The organism is Ruegeria sp. N4, assembly GCF_056531425.1.
This window is the reverse complement of sequence record NZ_JBQFLT010000010.1, coordinates 49,518-67,076: the sequence shown is the minus strand read 5'-3', so window position 1 is coordinate 67,076 and position 17,559 is coordinate 49,518. Positions and strand designations below refer to the sequence as shown.

The window sequence follows — 17,559 nt, the reverse complement described above, 5'->3', positions numbered from 1 at the left end:
CCTATTTCGGCTCTAATACTGGAAATCTCATGCGGCACCCTTCCCGATCTCAGGCAGTCGCGGCGCGGCCGAGATCAGTTTTTGCGTGTAGGGATGGCGCGGGTTGGTGAAAACTTGCTCGGTCTCGCCCTGCTCAACGATCTTCCCGGCCTGCATGACCATCACCCTGTCCGTAATTGTGCGCACGACGCTCAGGTCGTGACTGATGAACAAGTAGGTCAGATCATAGGCCGAGCAAAGTTCGGCCAGCAGATCCAGAATCTGCGCCCGGACCGAAACGTCGAGGGCCGAGACAGCTTCGTCAAACAGGATCAGTTCTGGGCGGATGATCAGTGCACGGGCGATGGCAATCCGCTGCCGCTGCCCGCCCGAGAATTCGTGGATGTACTTGTCCGCATCCTCAGGACGCAGCCCCACGGCGGTGAGCATTTCGGCAATCCGATCCTGCCGCTCTGCCCCTTTGGGAGGGTTTTCGAGCAGGTGAAAAGGTTCCGTAATCAGCCGCGCAACGCGGTGGCGCGGGTTGAAACTGCCATAGGGGTCCTGAAACACCACTTGCATCTTGCGGCGCACCGCCGGGTTGGGTTTGTGGCCCGAAAAAACCGGCTGACCGTCCAGCCGGATGTCACCCGATTGAACCTCTTCCAACCCCAGAATAGCCCGTGTTAGGGTCGATTTCCCGCATCCGGACTCTCCGACCAGCCCCAACCGCTCGCCCCGGTTGAGGGTGAAGCTGACGCCATCCACGGCACGGGTATGGCCCGGCGCGTCGAACAGGCCTTTGCGGGGCAGGCGATAGTCACGGATCACCTGCGTGACCTCCAGCAACGGGTGCGGCTGCTGGGCGTCGGGCAGTGTCACCTGATGGTTCGACGCCTCGAACAGCATCCGCGTATAGGGGTGCTGCATATTGCGCAGCAGGTGATCTGTCGCACCGCTTTCGACCACTACGCCATGGCGCATGACCACAATCTGATCCGCCATATCGGCGACAACGGCCAGATCATGGGTAATCATCAGCAGACCCATGCCGTATTCGGTCACCAACCCCTTGAGCAGGTCCAGAATCTGGGCCTGAGTGGTCACATCCAGCGCCGTTGTCGGCTCATCCGCGATCAGCAATTTGGGGCGCAGGGCTATGGCCATGGCGATGACCACGCGCTGACGTTGCCCGCCCGACAGCTCGTGCGGGTAGCGGGACAAGGGGAAGCGATCCGGTGGCAGGCCGACGCGCGTCAGCACTTCCTGTGCCCGCTCCCGCGCTTGCGCGGGGGGCATTGCTTTGTGGATCAGAATGGTCTCCATCACCTGGTCGCCGATGGTCTTGACCGGGTTCAGCGCGGTCATCGGTTCCTGAAACACCATCCCGATCGAGGCGCCGCGCAAGGCACACATCTCAGCCTCGGGCCGGTTCAGAATTTCTTGCCCATCCAGCAAAATCGAGCCGCCGCTGTCGGCCCCGTTTGGCAACAGCCGCATCACAGCCAGTGCGGTCATCGATTTGCCCGAGCCGCTTTCCCCGGTCACTGCCACGATCTGACCGGGCGCAATCATCAGGCCGACCTGTTTCAGAATCTCGACCCCGTGGATGCCAAGGGACAGGTTTTCGATCCGTAGCAAACTCATGCCCGCGCCACCCGGATTCTGGGGTCCAGCCAGTCGCGCAGCCCGTCCCCCAGCAGGTTCAGCCCCAGCACGGTGACGATGATCGCCAGACCCGGAATCAGGGCCAAATGCGGGGCGAAACTGACCATTGTCTGCGCGTCGGCCAGCATCCGACCCCAGCTTGGCGTCGGTGGTTGCGCGCCAAGACCAACGTAGCTCAAGCCCGCCTCTGCCAGAATGCCCAGGCTGAACTGAATAGTGCCCTGCACGATCAGCAGATTGGCGACGTTGGGCAGGATATGCTCCACCGATATCCGCGCCGCGCCCTTGCCCGAGACACGGGCGGCGAGAATGAACTCGCGCTCCCACAGCGACAGCGCGGCCCCTCGGGTGATGCGCGCGAAAACGGGGATGTTGAAGATGCCGATGGCGATGATCGCGTTGATGGCTCCGGCCCCGAAAACGGCCGTGATCAGGATTGCTATGACGAGCGAGGGGAAGGCAAAGACCAGATCATTGCCGCGCATAATGACCTCATCCAGCCACGACCCTTTGCGTGCCGCCGCTATCAGACCCAGCGGCACGCCCAAGCCGATGCCAATCCCAACTGCGACCAGTGCCACCGCAATCGACGTCCGCGCGCCGACCATGATCATCGAGAACATGTCGCGCCCGAAATGATCGGTGCCGAACCAGTGCTGCGCGCTGGGCGGCTGCAATTTCTGCGGAATGTTCAGAGCCGCAAAATCATACGGCGTCCAGACAAAAGACACCAACGCCGCCAGCAGGACCAACGAGGACAGCGCCGCGCCAAGGATCAGGTTGCGGCTCATGTCCGGCTCCTTAGCCTTGGGTCAACGGCGGCATAGGCCAGATCGACCAGAAAGTTCACCGTGATGACAGCGAAGACCAGCAGCATGACCACCGATTCCACCACGATCAGGTCACGGGCCGAGATTGCCTGAAACACCAGCCGCCCGAGGCCGGGCAGGTAGAAGACCTGTTCGATGATGATCGACCCGGCCAGCAGGAACGAGAATTGCAGCCCTATAATGGTCAGCACCGGGATCAGGGCATTTCGAACCCCGTGCCGCCACAGCGCCTGACGGCGGGACAGACCCTTGGCGCGGGCGGTGCGCATGAAATCCTCGCCCAGAATGTCCAGCAAGGACGACCGCATCACACGCGCCAGAATGGCCGCTTGCGGCAGGGCCAGGGCAATCGCGGGCAGGGTCAGGGAATGCATACCGGTCCAGAACCCTTTGTCCCAGCCAGCAAACCCGCCCGCATTGAACCAGCGCAGGTTGATGGCGAAGATCAGCACCAGCATCATCGCGAACCAGAAGTTCGGCACGGCGATGCCCAGTTGCGTGGCCCCCATCACTGTCAGATCGCCCGGCTTGCCCCGGCGCGCGGCGGCGTAGATACCTGCCGGAAAGGCGATCAGGGTCGACAGGGTCAGCGCATACAACGCCAGCGGCAGGGATACCCAAAGCCGATCCGCAATCATCTGCGAGACCGGCGTGCGATAGGTGTAGGAGGTGCCGAAATCCCCCACCAGCATTCCACCGACCCAGCTGAAATACCGCTGTACTTTGGACCCGTCCAACCCCAATTCGGCCCGCAGGGCAGCCAGCGTATCCTCTTGCGCGTTCACACCCAGCATGAACGAGGCCGGATCGCCCGGCGCGATCTCGATCACCGCAAAGATCACCACCGAGGCGACAGCAAGGCTGATCATCAAAGAGATCAGTCGTTTGAGAGCGTATCGGAGCATTTCCGGCCTGTATTAAGGTCATATGTCTGGCAGGCCGATACGATGAGCCTGCCAGTCAGAAACACCAGTTTATTCGGCCCAACTGATCGCCGTCAGATCAATCGCCGCCGTGGGCGCGTTCTGCCACAGCCCCTGCACGCCAGCCTTGGCCACGCCCAGCTTGGCCAGTTGGAACAGGTATCCGTTGACATAGTCGCTGGCGATCAGGCGTTGTGCTTCGCCCATCAACCGGGTGCGTTCGTCCGGGTCGGTTGTGGTGTTCAGTAGATCCATCAGCGCCTGAAAATCGGTGCTGTCATACTGGAAATAATAGTCAGGCCGCGCATAGATACCGATATCCATCGGCTCGGTATGGCTGACGATAGTCAGGCCGAAATCCTTGCCTTTGAATACCGATTCCAGCCATTGCGCCCATTCGACATTGATGATCTCGGCGGTGATCCCAACCTCGGCCAGTTGTGCTGCGATGATCTCTCCACCCCGACGGGCGTATGACGGAGGCGGGAGATGCATAGTGGTCTCGAACCCCTCCGCGTATCCGGCCTCGGCCAGCATCGCTTTCGCCTTTTCCGGGTCATAGGCCGACTGACCCGTCAGATCGACATAGGCCGGGTGATGTGGCGCGAAATGAGTGCCGATGGGCGTGCCATAGCCAAACATCGCCCCGTCGATGATCGCCTGACGGTCAATTGCATGGGCCAGCGCCTGCCGGACGAGGATATCGTCAAACGGGGCCTGCTTGTTGTTGGTGGACAGAATCGTTTCCCCCTCGGTCGAGCCGACAAGGACCTGAAAGCGCGGATCAGCTTCGAACTGAGGCAGATTCTCGGGCGCGGGGAAATTGTCGAACACATCCACATCCTCGGCCATCATGGCGGCGAAGGCGGCAGTGGGGTCAGAGATGAACTTGAATGTAGCAGTCTCTAACGCGGGCTGATCGCCCCAATAATCGGGATTGCGGTTCAGTGTGATACTGTCGCCCTGCACCCATTCGCCAAAGGTAAAGGCTCCGGTGCCGACGGGGTTGGTTTTGATGTCCTCGATGCTTTCGGATGCGACGATCACCGCGTCGCCCCAGGCCATGTTGAACAGGAAATTGCCGTTTGGCTCGGACAGGGTGACCTTGACGGTCAGCGGGTCCACGGCTTCGACGCTTTCAATCCCGGCAAATAAGGCTTTCTGCGCGTTGGCGCTGTCTTCGGCATTGGCGCGGTCCAGACTGAACTTGACGTCCTCGGCATCCATCGTGCTGCCATCGTGGAAGGTCACACCCTCACGCAGCTTGAACGTATAGACGGTGCCGTCATCCGAGATTTCCCAGCTTTCCGCCAGCCCCGGCACGACCGAGCCGTCGCCCATGAACCGGGTCAGCCCTTCGAAGATATTGGTGTAAACCACCGAATCGATTGCCTGCGCGGCAGCACTGGTTGGATCCAGATGCGGCGGTTCCAACTGCATCGCAATCGTAATGTCGGACTTGGCCATCGCGCCCGTTGCCAGCAATCCGGCGCTCAGCGCAAGCACCGAGCCAAAGGTTCGAAACACCTGCTTTGTCATGAAAATCTCTCCCCGTTGAAGTCAACGTAACCGCGTTTGTGCGGGTTATTCCTGGGCCAGTGTTCCTTTAAACCTTGGGTCATTCAAGGAAATGTTCGCGCAACCGGGGTTTCTATGGCCCTGCCTGATCTGTTATGCCGCGCTGCAACATGAACCCCGCGAGGAGCGAGCATGAGCGCCACCGCCCGCAAGAAAGCCCCGAACGCCCAGGATATTCGCGCCCGAAAAGGCGGCGAGCCCCTTGTCAGCCTGACCGCCTATACCACGCCAATGGCCCGGCTGATGGACGCCCATTGCGACTTTGTTCTGGTCGGGGACAGCGTCGGCATGGTGCTGCACGGGCTGGAATCGACCCTTGGCGTGACGATGGAGATGATGATCCTGCACGGTCAGGCCGTCGCGCGCGGCTTGAACAGCGCGATGATGGTCATCGACATGCCCTTTGGCAGCTACGAGGAAAGCCCGGCGCAAGCGTTCCGCAACGCCGCCCGCCTGATGGCCGAAACCGGCGCGGGTGCGGTCAAGCTGGAAGGCGGCGTTGAAATGGCCGAGACCATCCGCTTTCTGGTCAAGCGCGGCATTCCGGTGATGGCGCATATCGGCCTGACGCCGCAATCGATCAACACGCTGGGCGGCTACAAGGTGCAGGGCCGGGATGAGCAGGCACAGGCGGTTTTGGCCGATGCCCATGCGGTGACGAACGCGGGCGCATTTTCCGTCGTGTTAGAGAAGGTGCCGCAAGGTCTGGCTGATCAGATCACGGCCGAGGTCGCAATCCCGACCATCGGCATCGGTGCATCCGCCGGGTGCGACGGGCAGATTCTGGTAGTGGATGACATGGTAGGCTTTTTCACCGCCTTCAAACCGAAATTCGTCAAGCGCTATGCCGAGCTTGGTCCACTGGCCGAAGCCGCCATCGCCCAATACGCTGCCGAGGTCCGCGCGCGCAGCTTTCCGGCAGCCGAGCATGTCTTTGCCGATCAGGCCCCCGCCAAAGGCCCCAAATCATGACCGCACCGATCCTGCGCCGTCTGGCCGACCTGCGCGCGCTGACCACCGAATGGCACCGCAAGGGCGAAACCATCGGCGTTGTGCCCACCATGGGCGCGCTGCATCAGGGCCACCTGTCACTGGCCGAGGCCGCGCGGGCGGGCACCGACCGGGTGATCGTCACCATCTTTGTGAACCCCAAACAGTTCAACAACCCCGAGGATCTGGCCAATTACCCGCGTACCGAACTTGAGGACGCGGAAAAGCTGGCCCCCTACGGCGTCGATGCAATCTATGTGCCCGAGCCCGACGAGATCTATCCGCAAGGCTTTGCCACCAATGTCTCGGTCACCGGCCTGACCGACGTGCTTGAGGGTGAATTCCGCCCCGGCCATTTTGACGGGGTGGCCACCGTGGTCGCCAAGCTGTTCCTGCAAACGCAGGCAGACCGGGCGTATTTCGGGGAAAAAGATTATCAGCAATTGCTGGTCGTACGCCGCATGGCGCGCGATCTGGACATCCCAATCGAAGTGATCGGCTGCCCTACGGTGCGCGAGCCTTCGGGGCTGGCTATGTCCTCGCGCAACTTACGCCTGTCGCCCGAGGCGCTTGAGGTGGCCGCGCATCTGAACAGGGCTATGAGGGACGTGGCGGCGGCGGTCAAAACCGGCGCAGAGTTTGATCCGCTGGTGCAACAGGCGCAGGCCGATCTGCTGGCCGCGGGGTTTTCGCAGGTCGAGTACCTCAAGCTGCATTGCGCCGAAACGCTTGAACCCCTGCCCCATCCGGATCGCCCCGCCCGGCTGCTGGCCGCCGCCTGGTTGAATGGAATCCGCCTGATCGACAATATTCCCGTCTGAACGCTCTGGCCCGAGCGTCATTGTTTGCGCTAAAGTCCCGCAAAACAGTTTGGGAGAGGCGCGCAGGCATGACCTATATTCTGGCAATCGATCAGGGCACCACGTCCTCACGCGCGATATTGTTCGATGAGCAGATGAACCGTGTCGGAACGGCGCAGCGCGAATTTCCACAGCATTTCCCGCAGGAAGGCTGGGTCGAGCATGATGTCGAGGATATCTGGGACAGCGTCCTGACCGTCTGCCGCGAGGTGATGGAGACCAGCAAGGTCTCAGCCGACCAGATCGCCGGGATCGGCATCACCAACCAGCGCGAAACCACCGTGGTCTGGGACAAGACCACCGGTAAGGCGATCCACAACGCCATCGTCTGGCAAGACCGTCGCACCGCCGAGATCTGCGCCCGCTACAAACAGGCCGGGTGCGAAGATGACGTGACCGCCCAAACCGGCCTGCTGCTGGATCCCTATTTCTCGGGCACCAAGGTCAAATGGCTGCTGGACACCGTCGATGGCGCGCGCGCGCGGGCCGAGGCCGGAGAGCTGCTGTTCGGCACCATCGACAGCTTTCTGATCTGGCGTCTGACCGAAGGGCGCAGCCACGTGACCGACGCCACAAACGCCGCCCGCACCCTTTTGTTCGACATTCACAAGGGCGCATGGAGTGCAGAGATTTGTGAGCTTCTGGATGTGCCGTTGGCGATGCTGCCGCAAGTGCTGGATTGCGCGGCGGATTTCGGCAGCACGTCGCTGCTGGGCGGCAATATCCCCATCCTGGGCGTCGCGGGGGATCAGCAGGCCGCCACCATCGGGCAGGCCTGTTTCCAGCCCGGCATGATGAAATCGACCTATGGAACGGGATGTTTCGCGCTGCTGAATACCGGCACGCAGCCCGTCGCCTCGAAGAACCGCCTGCTGACCACCATTGGCTATCAATTGGACGGGCAGAGGACCTATGCGCTGGAAGGGTCAATCTTCATCGCGGGGGCTGCGGTGCAGTGGTTGCGGGACGCGCTGAAAATCATAGATGCCGCTCCGCAAAGCGGCGATCTGGCAGCGCAGGCCGATCCGACCCAACATGTGGTGCTGGTTCCCGCCTTCACCGGGCTGGGCGCGCCCTATTGGAAACCCGACTGCCGGGGCGCGATGTTCGGACTGACCCGCAACTCGGGCCGGGCCGAGATTGCCCGCGCCACACTGGACAGCATCGCCTTTCAAACCCGCGATCTGTGGCACGCCATGCAAGGTGACTGGGGCGCCGAGGCCGATGTGATCCTGCGCGTCGATGGCGGCATGAGCGCATCGGACTGGACCATGCAAGGGCTGTCAAACTGCCTGGGCGCGCCGGTGGACCGTCCGGTGATGCAGGAAACAACTGCTCTGGGCGCGGCCTGGCTGGCCGGGATGAGAGCCGGCGTTTATCCCGATCAAGCCGGATTTGCCGAGACATGGCAATTGGACAAACGCTTTGAACCGGAGATGGCGCAGGATGCCCGCGACACCGCCTATGCCCGCTGGCAACGCGCGGTGCAGGCGGCGATGGCGTTTTAATGGGATGAGCAAGGGTGGCGGTTGGTTTCTGCGGCTCTATCCTTGTGCTTCGGGCGTTACCGGTGAAGCAAAACCTGAATGACGTTTACCCATAAAACCTGGAGGCCGAATTGACGCGTATTTTTGCAGCATTTTATATCGTGACCGCCCTGTTAGCAGGGCCGTCAGCGGCGCATGAACGGTTTGCATTGGTGATTGGGAATGCCGGATACACAAATGTCCCGGCGCTCGACAACCCCGTGAACGACGCGCAATTGATGAGCTATGAACTGCGCAACGCCGGTTTCTCGGTCACGACGCTGACAGATGCGAACCGTGCAGAGATGATGCGCGAAGTCGAAACCTTTGCCAGCAAAGTACGCGCGGCGGGGTCCGAGGCGCTGGCCGTATTCTATTTCGCGGGGCACGGGGTGCGCAGTGATGGTTTTAACTATCTTCTTCCGCTGGGTGTGAACATTCAGTCCGAGGCTGACATAGCGGGCGAAGCCGTCCCGGCAGAATGGGTTTTGGATCGCTTTCACTCGCCACAGGCTGTAAGCGTTATGATCCTTGACGCCTGCCGCGACAATCCGTTCAGCAGCCAATCGGACGTGGTCCTGGATGTGGGCGACGGGCTGGCGCGTATGACCGCACGCACGAACAACCTGATCGCCTATGCCACAGGACCCGGTGACGTTGCACTTGATGGGACCGGAACCAACAGCCCTTATACAGCAGCGATTGCGCGCGGGATCGGGACCTCTGGCCTGTCCCTCGATCAGCTGTTTGATCAGGTGCGCTCGGACGTTATCAGCGAAACGGATGGCGTCCAGTCCCCCTGGGCGCGGTCGTCGCTGAACCTTAGGATCGGTATGAGAGACCCGACGTCCAACTGATTTAGGCTTTCAGCCCAGGGCTTCGCAGTGGTCGGGGTGTCCCCCACCCTAGCTGTGATCTTTCATCAAACGCTGCTTTTGCCGTGACCAGTCGCGCTTGGCCTGCGTTTCTCGCTTGTCGTGCAGCTTTTTACCCTTGGCGATGCCGATCTTCAGCTTGGCCCGGCCCTTATGGTTAAAATACAGAACCAGCGGCACCAGCGTCATACCCTTGCGCTGGGTCGCATTCCACAGGTTGGACAACTCCTTGCGTGAGACCAGCAGTTTGCGGCGGCGGCGTTCTTCGTGTTTGAACACCTTGGCCTGCTCATACGGTGCAATGTAGCTGTTGATCAGCCACAGCTCTCCGTCATCGACCGAGGCATAGCTTTCGGCAATGTTCGAGCCACCGGCCCGCAGGGATTTGACCTCGGAGCCTTCCAGCACGATGCCGCACTCGATATCCTCTTCGATTGCGTAATCGAAGCGGGCGCGCCGGTTTTCGGCGATCACTTTGTAATTCGGGTCGGTCTTCTGCTTGGCCATGACGCGTTGATTTAGGCCGCTTGCAGCAGCCATGCAAGGCAAGGATATGCCCTGCGCCTCAGGATTTTGCGGAAATGATCAGGTCGGGGCCAAAAATCGTGTCGGCGTGGTTGTGCAGATAGATCTTCAACCACGGCGTAAACCGGTCCGGATGGCGCTGCACTTCGGCCAGCAGGTCGTGATAGTCGATCCAGCGGATCTCCATCACCTCGTCCGGGTTCGGCTCGATCTTCAGCGGGCCGCGCACATGGGCCAGAAAGACATCCACCACCTCATGTTCGACCATGTCGTTGCCGACATCGGCGTGATATTCCAGCCGGTGGCGGTATTCCGGGTAAAGACCGGTGATCCCAAGCTCTTCCCGCAAGCGGCGCACGGCACAAGTCGAGGCGTTTTCGCCCCAGTCGGGATGGGTGCAACAGGTATTCGCCCACAGGCCAGGCGTGTGATATTTGCCCAGCGCGCGCCGCTGCAGCAAAATCTCGGTCCCGCGAATAACGAAAACCGACACCGCCTTGTGCCTGAGGCCTTTCTGATGTGCCTCCAGCTTGTCTACTGGGGTCAGTTCGCCATCAACCCAGGCCGGGATCATGATTCCCATCGGTCGTCTCCTGCTGCCGATCCGTAGGACGGGGGAAGTAAAAAGAAAAGCTAAGGCCGGATCGGCTTGGCGTCGCGGCCCCGTCGGAGTGTTGTTGCGCCACGTGAGGTCAAACTGGCAACGTTAAGGCCACTTATCAAGCGCACGAAAGGCCGCGGGGCTGCGGCCTTTCGTCATGTCACCTGTCATGAACGTGTGAATTTATTCACCAGAGACGCTGACGATATAGGCAAAAACGTCCTCGGCCCCGGATTTCAGCTTGAAGGTCATTTTCGACTTGGCCGCGGTGTCATCCAGATAGTCTTTCAGGAACGCCTTGGGGTCCTGCGAATAGGCGACAAAGGTTTCCTCGTCCCAGACCAGCCCGTTTTCACCGGCGGCGACGATGCTGTCGCCATATTTGAACCCTTCATAGGTGCCAGCGGTCCGGCCTGCGACGCCGTACAGGTTGGGTCCGGTCTTGCCGCCTTTCACGATCACTTCGCCCGCGGGGTCAGCGATCAGGTGGCAGGATTTACACTTGTTGAAGGCTTTCTTGCCGGCCTCGGCATCACCTTCTGCATAGGCTGGCAGGGCCAGCAGGCCGACAATTGCGGTAGCGAGGATACGATTCATTGTCTTAGCTCCGATACGAAATTGGCTGCACCGAATGGACCGTCGGTGCAAAAAAGAGTCAACCGGCAGATTGCCGCGTGACGACACTCTGCCACTGCGACATAGAGGCTGTCCTTAACTTAAGTCATGTAACACGGACCAACAGGGCAACAGATCGCCTTGTGCCGGGGTCGCCAGATAAACCGCGCGCGCAATGGCACGTGCCAGGCAGATCGAAGCTGCGTGGCCGATCATCCCAAGCTCGGCGTCAGAGGACAGTGCCTTTGCCCCGGTACTGACCCCAAAGACCAGATCGCCGTCGCCCGGCGTATGCGCCGGCAGAACAGCGCGGGCGATGCCGTCATGGGCCGCCACGGCAACGCGCTGGCACTGAGGTTTGGACAAAGCGGCATCGGTGGCGACAATCGCGATCGTGGTGTTTGTTTTCTCGGGATCGCCGCGCATCGCCTGTGCCTTGCGACTGGGGGGCGGGTGACCCAGACCGGCATTGGGATCAGGGCCTAAACCGCCGAATTCATCCCCGATTTCAAACGGCGCCGCCCAGAAATGACGCTCACCCGGCGTGGTGACGCTGCCCAGCGGGTTGGCCGCAACCAGCGCGCCAACGGTGATTCCGCTGTCCAGCACCAGCGAGGCCGAGCCCAGCCCGCCCTTGTGCATCGCCGCCAGAGCACCCGTGCCCGCGCCAGCCGTGCCCAGAGCGAAATCCTCACCGGCGTTTTCGAACGCGCTGCGCCCCAATGCGCGATAGGGGTTTTCCTCCCACTCCTTGTCGCCGCCATTCATCAGATCAAACAGGATCGCGCCCGGCACGATCGGAACCACAGTGTCCCCGACCGGAAACCCCCGGCCCCGCGCCCGCAGCGCATCGGAGACGCCCGAACACGCATCCAGCCCGAAGGCCGAACCACCGGACAGCGCAATCGCATCAACCCGTGTAACCGATTTGTCCGGCGCAAGCAGATCGGTTTCGCGCGTTCCCGGCGCGCCGCCCATGACATGGACCGAGGCCGCAAAGGCGTCGTCTGCAGTCAGGACAGTTGCGCCGGATTTCAGCGCAACATCCTGTGCGTTGCCGACCTTTAAGCCGGGGACATCGGTGATCAGGTTTCTGGGTCCAGGGGTCATTGATTTTGTTGAGGTTGGGGCCGGGAAGCGCGCAGGCGCGCTGCCTCCGGCGGAGGTATTTTTGAACAGAAGAAGAGCGGATCAGATGCAGCGGCCACCGTCGACCTCCAATGCTGTGCCGGTGATCATGCTGGCCTCGTCCGAGCACAGGAACAGGGCGGCGTTGGCCATGTCCTCGGGGGTGGAGAAGCGGCCGAGCGGGATGGTTGAGAGGAACTTGGCGCGAATCTCGGGCGTGTCTTCGCCCATGAAGGATTTCAGCAGCGGGGTTTCACCCGCCACCGGGCAGATGGCGTTGACGCGCAGGCCGGACGGGGCGAGTTCAACGGCCATGGTCTTGGTCGCGGTGATCATCCAGCCCTTGGAGGCGTTATACCAGTTCAGGTTGGGGCGCGGTGACAGCCCGGCGGTGGAGGCAACGTTGAGGATTGCGCCCGTGCCGCGGGCTTTCATCGCGGGGACAATGGCGCGGGCGGTCAGGTAGACGGATTTCATGTTCACGTTGAAGACGCGGTCAAAGTCGTCTTCGCTTACATCTTCCAGCGGTGTGGGCAGATGCGTGACACCGGCGTTGTTGACCAGAATGTCGAGATGTTCGTATGTGCCATGGGCTGCCTCGGCCATGGCCTGGACCGAGACACTATCACCCACATCCACCTGTTGCGCCAAGGCGTTTGGTCCAAGTTGCGTGGCCATGTCCTGCGCTGCGTCGCCGTTTATATCGGCGATCATCACACGGGCCCCTTCGGCCAGAAACTTCTGTGCGATCCCTGCCCCGAACCCGGACGCCGCGCCGGTCACGATTGCGGTTTTTCCGTCCAGCCTCATGATGTTGCCCTCCTGCCTGTCGGGGGCAGAGTAGCAACGCATCGCAAAGATGCCAGATCATTCTTCCGACACTTTGCCACGCAGCGCCTTGACGTCACCACGCGCCTTTTTCGCTGCCAACCGCCGTTTGACCGACCCATAGGTCGGCTTCGTCGCGACCCGCCGTTTGGGTTTGACCAGCGCGCGGGCGATCAATTCGGCCAGTCGGGCGCGGGCAAGTTCGCGGTTGCGGGCCTGCGACCGGGTTTCTTCGCATTGGATGATGATCGCGCCATCCTTGGTCCAGCGCCGCCCGGCCAGCCGTTTCAGTCTGTTCTTCACCGGGTCGGGCAGTGAAGGCGAGCGCGCGGCTTCGAACCGCAACTCGACGGCGGTGGACACCTTGTTGACGTTCTGCCCGCCGGGGCCAGAGGACCGCACGAAGCTTTCCGTCATTTCCCAGTCCTGCAGGGTGATCTCGTCGGTGATGCGCAACATGAGGCGGACCTTACAGGGGCCGCACAGAAACAGAAAGGGCCGCCCCGGCGGGACGGCCCTTCGAAAGTACAGGAGGTCGGGTCGGTTAGATCAATCGACCAGCCGGAGCGAGCGCTCCGCCAAGGGCTGCCCTAGCAGGCGATCCCCCCGGTTGTTCCGACACTTCTCTCCAATCTCTTTCTCGACACTGGATCACCTCCTTTTCTATCTGTTGCGGTTGAAAAGGATGGTGGCACAAGTTGTGCCATTCTCCAAACGTTTTTTACGCAGGCTGCGCGGTCAGGCGGGAAACAATCACCTTGAACGGAATCAGCGCGATCAGCGCCAGGGACAGTTTCACCAGCCAATCCGCAAAGGCCAGTGTGACCCACAGCGGGGCCATCGGGCCGGACAGCATGAAGGGCACAGGCTCCCACGCCCAGCTGATGGCTGCGTCTGCGCCAGCACCGAAGACCGTGACCGAGGCCGAGAAGGCGAGGGTAAAGAAGATCGCGGTGTCCAATGCCGAGCCCACAAGGGTCGAGACCAGCGGCGCGCGCCACCAGCGACCGCCGCGCAGCGAATTGAAGATGGTCACATCGGTCAGCTGTGCGATCAGGAAGGCGGTACCCGACGCAACTGCGATCCGCAGCGGTACGGCGGTATAGGTGAAGCCGTCCCCTTGCAGCACGATCTGGCTGCCGATCAGCGAGCAGATGATACCGGTGACAAACCCGGCAAACACGACCTTGCGGGCCGGGCCTACGCCATAGACGCGGTTCATGATGTCAGTGACCAGAAAGGCCAGCGGATAGGTGAAGGCACCCCAGGTCAACAGCCCGTCAAGGATCAGGAACTGGACCAGGATGTTCGAGGCCACGACAATGGCGGCCATGGCAAGAATGCCGGGAATAAAGCTGCGTTGCATATTTTGATGCCCGTTTTGACAAGGTAGCGGCGACTTGGCCAAGGGCTCATCCCAAGGCAAGCCGTGCGTTTAGACCTTTGCCTGCGGCCTGTCAATCGGGCAGCAGGTATTCCACCAACTCGGTCCGTTGCAGCGCCAGAAAGTTGTCATCCGAGATCATGGTGGCGCGCAATCGGCCCTGATCATCGCGCCAGACCGACAGCCCTTCGAGGTTGTCATGCGCGCCTTTGCCTGTCTCAATCAGAGTTTCTTCGGCCTTTGGCGTGTCTTCCGAGACATCCCACCGCCGCAGGCGCGACCGAAAGCCGGTTATGGATGCGGTGCGTTCCAGCACATAAAACCGCCCATCCGGGCCGAAATCGGCAGCCACAGGCTGGAAATCCCCGCGTTGCGGCACGACAAAGGGCGTGGACCACGCGCGCCCGTTCCAGCGATAGACAGGGATGTCCCCCTGCGCCGTGCGGCTTTTCTCGGTCAGGGTAAAAAGGCGACCCTGATCGTCGATTGCCAGCCCTTCGAACGAGCCATTGCGATCCAGACCGTCAAACGCCTTGGGCCGGGGCAAGACCTGGGCCCTTGTTCCCGGCGCCGGGTAATAGGCCACCCGATGCACGCCTTCGAACGAAATATAGAACCCGCCATCCGGCGCCATTGCGATGCCTTCGGAATCCCCCGCATAGCCCAGCATGATGCGGCCCGCGCTGGACAGAACAGGCCAATGGCCCAGAATTCGGATGTCGGTGATCTGATCCCCGTCACGGGTGATGCGGGCCGTGACCAGTGTTGCCCGGTCGCTGAGCACGGTGATGTGAGTGCCGTTTTCCGACATATGGATGGCCGAAAACCCGCCGAACCATTCGGCGTTATGCCTCCAGACATAGCTGCCAAGTTGCGTGGCGGTTTTGACCTCGACCGCCCCAACCGACCCTGCAAGGGCAGCCGCTGCTATCAGTTGGACGACAAAACGGCGGCGCATTGCTGGGGTAAATCAGCCAGAACATACTCCCGGCGTTTCTTGGGGGCTGGGGCGTTCGGGTCGGGTGGCGGAGGGTTGAGGATGTTGTTCACCCATTCCTGCGCCTGAGCGCACCCGTCGCCCCGGGGCGGCGGATCCTGATTGACGCAACCACGCGATCCGCGCGGGCATTTCAGACGGACGTGGAAGTGATAGTGATGCCCCCACCACGGCCTGATCTTGCGCAGATAGGCGCGGTTGCCTGTCTCGTTGTTGCACATCTGAACCTTGGCACCAGGAAAGACAAAGATCCGCGCCACGCGCTTGTCTTTGGCAGCTTCACGCAGGATCGCGTGGTGCTGAGGGGTCCAGTTGCCGTTCACAAAGGCCCCGCCAGAGCGGCGCAAGGAAATCGACGACAGGTTCTCGCGCGCTGTGCGGCTAAGGCGCATGTCCCCGCCGGGCAGCATCCAGATATCGATGTCCAACCCAAGTTGATGCGAGCGATGGCCCGAGGTCATCGGCCCGCCCCTCGGCTGGCTGATATCCCCGACATAAAGGCCGTTCCACCCCGGTTGTTTGGCGGCAAAGCGACTGAGGTCCTGCACGTAGTCGATTGCCTCTGGATGGCCCCAGTTTCGGTTCCGCGACAGCCGCATTGCCTGCCATGTGGGTCCGGTTTCCGGCAACTGCACTGAACCGGCAGCACAGCCGCGCGAATAACTGCCGAAAGCGGCCGGTTTTTGCTGTGAACTGGCCCTCTGCGCGCCAAATAACTGTTTGGCCAAAGGCTCGGCCGCTGCTGTACTTGCCAGGGTAAGCGCGGCCAAAACTATCAAAAAACGTCGTAAAATCATCTGCTCTGATCCCCTTCCGGTTTCACCCAGCGCATTAGGAACAGCCCCAGAATAAACAACAGGACGATGGGTGACACCCCCAGTCGCGCGCTGCCAGTCACGGTTGTGGCAATCCCGATCAGCAGCGGCGCGGCAAAGGCTGTGGCGCGACCCGACAGACCATAAAGCCCAAAGCTTTCAACCGGGGTGGCGGGATCCGTGTGGCGCACCATCATCGAGCGGCTGGCCGATTGCAGAATCCCCCCCATGCCGCCGATCAGAACGCCGCAGCCAAAGAACACCAGATCCGGCAGGTTGGACCCTTCGGGCAGGGAGATGCCATAAATCTGCGTCCGGTCCATCATCACCACGGTGGCGCAAACAAAGATCAGCACCCAGATCGCGGTCAAAATCACCGGTTTAGGGCCGTATTTCCGATCCATCTTGCCGCCGATCCAAGCAAAGATGGCCGAGGCCAGAACGCTGACGATCCCGAACACGCCGATCTTGATCAGGTCCCATTCCAGCACCAGCCGCGCGTAAACGCCGCCAAAGCTGTAAAGCCCGTTCAGCGCGTCGCGGTAGAACATGGACGAACCCAGATAAGCCGCCAGACTGCCCCGATGACGCAAGGCGGCGATCGACTTGCCTAAAAGGCGCAACGCCTCTCCGACGCTGCCCTTCTTTTCGGTTTGCGGATCATCGCGCACCCACAGGAAATAGGGCACCATGAACAGAACGAACCACCCGGCGGTGAACGGACCGACAAAACGCGTGCCCTCGCGCGCGGCGGCGTCCAGCCCGAACAAGGGCTCCATTCCGATCAGGGTCTTGCCATTGGGCTGTTCCACAAACAGCGCCAGCATGATTGCGAGCGAGATCAGACCGCCGAAATACCCGAACGCAAAGCCCGAGCCGGAAATCTCGCCCACTTCGTTATCGTCCCCCAGATCGGGCAGCTGAGAATTGATGAAGATCAGCGCATATTCTGCCCCTACAAAGCCCAGACCAAAGGCCGACAGCATCAGCCACATGTTCGAGCCATCTGGCAGCGTGTACCACAGCGCGGCCGAGCCCACCGCGTACATCACCGAAAAGGCAAATATCCACGGGATGCGCCGCCCCGACACATCCGCCATTGCGCCCAGCAAGGGTGCTCCGAATGCGATGATCAGACCGGTGATGGTCAGGCAGTTTGCCCAGACCGTCTGCGCCTGCGCGGCGGCGGCCTCGGCACCCAGCCCGGTATTGGCGTAATACCCGGCGGCGACCCCTGCGAAATAGGGGCCAAACACAAATGTCACCAGCAGAGTGTGATAGGGCTGGCTGGCCCAGTCGAAAAACCACCAGCCCCAGATGCGCTTGCGCTTGGAAATCTCTGCCATGACTGCCCCTGTTCTTCTTTGTCTTCATAAGACGGGGCTTTGTCCCAATTCGCAAGCTTTCAGTTGGGCCGGACTTGCTCTTTACGACAGG

Annotated in this window: 18 protein-coding genes; 4 read left to right on the top strand and 14 right to left on the bottom strand. The window is 61.2% G+C overall.

The features are described 5' to 3' along the window. Positions 1-27: 27 nt before the first annotated feature. The 4 genes from ACR0LW_RS15405 to ACR0LW_RS15390 form a co-directional block, all read right to left on the bottom strand. Positions 28-1,626, bottom strand: a complete 1,599-nt coding sequence (locus tag ACR0LW_RS15405) for an ABC transporter ATP-binding protein (RefSeq protein WP_480883167.1) — start codon at positions 1,624-1,626, stop codon at positions 28-30. Continuing rightward, a complete protein-coding gene (locus ACR0LW_RS15400) occupies positions 1,623-2,438 on the bottom strand; it encodes an ABC transporter permease (protein WP_480883166.1) in 816 nt (271 codons plus the stop codon). The genes ACR0LW_RS15405 and ACR0LW_RS15400 overlap by 4 nt, the downstream gene beginning before the upstream one ends. Beyond that, on the bottom strand, positions 2,435-3,382 hold the full coding sequence (locus tag ACR0LW_RS15395; protein WP_170453569.1) for an ABC transporter permease: 948 nt from the start codon (positions 3,380-3,382) through the stop codon (positions 2,435-2,437). Before ACR0LW_RS15395 ends, ACR0LW_RS15400 begins: the two co-directional genes overlap by 4 nt. Before the next feature lie 69 nt (positions 3,383-3,451). After that, complete coding sequence (locus tag ACR0LW_RS15390) at positions 3,452-4,939, bottom strand: ABC transporter substrate-binding protein (protein WP_480883165.1); 1,488 nt, start codon at positions 4,937-4,939, stop codon at positions 3,452-3,454. A gap of 171 nt (positions 4,940-5,110) precedes the next feature. On the opposite strand from ACR0LW_RS15390, the gene panB reads away from it, so the two are divergent. From panB to ACR0LW_RS15370, 4 genes are all read left to right on the top strand, one after another. Continuing rightward, a complete protein-coding gene (gene panB / locus ACR0LW_RS15385; protein ID WP_480883164.1) occupies positions 5,111-5,950 on the top strand; it encodes a 3-methyl-2-oxobutanoate hydroxymethyltransferase in 840 nt (279 codons plus the stop codon). Next, a complete protein-coding gene (gene panC / locus ACR0LW_RS15380) occupies positions 5,947-6,789 on the top strand; it encodes a pantoate--beta-alanine ligase (protein WP_480883163.1) in 843 nt (280 codons plus the stop codon). The genes panB and panC overlap by 4 nt, the downstream gene beginning before the upstream one ends. Positions 6,790-6,857: 68 nt before the next feature. Next, positions 6,858-8,336 (top strand): glycerol kinase GlpK, encoded by a 1,479-nt coding sequence (gene glpK, locus ACR0LW_RS15375; protein ID WP_480883162.1) that lies wholly within the window; start codon positions 6,858-6,860, stop codon positions 8,334-8,336. 140 nt (positions 8,337-8,476) lie between these two features. Then, positions 8,477-9,211 (top strand): caspase family protein, encoded by a 735-nt coding sequence (locus ACR0LW_RS15370; RefSeq protein ID WP_480883161.1) that lies wholly within the window; start codon positions 8,477-8,479, stop codon positions 9,209-9,211. A 48-nt stretch (positions 9,212-9,259) separates the two neighbouring features. Here the strand turns inward: ACR0LW_RS15370 and smpB are convergent, their stop codons facing one another. From smpB to ACR0LW_RS15320, 10 genes are all read right to left on the bottom strand, one after another. Continuing rightward, positions 9,260-9,736: an SsrA-binding protein SmpB gene (gene smpB, locus ACR0LW_RS15365; protein WP_170453563.1), complete on the bottom strand. Its 477-nt coding sequence runs from the start codon at positions 9,734-9,736 to the stop codon at positions 9,260-9,262. Positions 9,737-9,794: 58 nt separating this feature from the next. After that, on the bottom strand, positions 9,795-10,337 hold the full coding sequence (gene idi / locus ACR0LW_RS15360) for an isopentenyl-diphosphate Delta-isomerase (protein ID WP_170453562.1): 543 nt from the start codon (positions 10,335-10,337) through the stop codon (positions 9,795-9,797). Positions 10,338-10,538: 201 nt separating this feature from the next. Next, positions 10,539-10,952 carry a cytochrome c family protein gene (locus ACR0LW_RS15355; protein ID WP_170453561.1) on the bottom strand — a complete coding sequence of 138 codons (414 nt, stop codon included), beginning with the start codon at positions 10,950-10,952 and terminating at the stop codon, positions 10,539-10,541. 114 nt (positions 10,953-11,066) lie between these two features. Continuing rightward, the gene (locus ACR0LW_RS15350; protein ID WP_480883160.1) at positions 11,067-12,080 is read right to left on the bottom strand and encodes a P1 family peptidase; all 1,014 of its coding nucleotides are present in this window, start codon (positions 12,078-12,080) and stop codon (positions 11,067-11,069) included. Positions 12,081-12,161: 81 nt separating this feature from the next. After that, complete coding sequence (locus ACR0LW_RS15345; RefSeq protein WP_170735729.1) at positions 12,162-12,908, bottom strand: SDR family oxidoreductase; 747 nt, start codon at positions 12,906-12,908, stop codon at positions 12,162-12,164. 57 nt (positions 12,909-12,965) lie between these two features. Then, positions 12,966-13,385 (bottom strand): alternative ribosome rescue aminoacyl-tRNA hydrolase ArfB, encoded by a 420-nt coding sequence (arfB, locus tag ACR0LW_RS15340; RefSeq protein ID WP_170453558.1) that lies wholly within the window; start codon positions 13,383-13,385, stop codon positions 12,966-12,968. 262 nt (positions 13,386-13,647) lie between these two features. Continuing rightward, entirely contained in the window at positions 13,648-14,292 is a 645-nt protein-coding gene (locus tag ACR0LW_RS15335) for a queuosine precursor transporter (protein WP_170521184.1), read from the bottom strand. Between the two features lie 91 nt (positions 14,293-14,383). After that, entirely contained in the window at positions 14,384-15,268 is an 885-nt protein-coding gene (locus tag ACR0LW_RS15330) for an esterase-like activity of phytase family protein (protein WP_480583666.1), read from the bottom strand. Then, positions 15,241-16,104: a penicillin-insensitive murein endopeptidase gene (gene mepA / locus ACR0LW_RS15325; protein WP_170735727.1), complete on the bottom strand. Its 864-nt coding sequence runs from the start codon at positions 16,102-16,104 to the stop codon at positions 15,241-15,243. The genes ACR0LW_RS15330 and mepA overlap by 28 nt, the downstream gene beginning before the upstream one ends. Then, a complete protein-coding gene (locus ACR0LW_RS15320; protein WP_170735725.1) occupies positions 16,101-17,468 on the bottom strand; it encodes an MFS transporter in 1,368 nt (455 codons plus the stop codon). Before ACR0LW_RS15320 ends, mepA begins: the two co-directional genes overlap by 4 nt. Between the last annotated feature and the right edge of the window lie 91 nt (positions 17,469-17,559).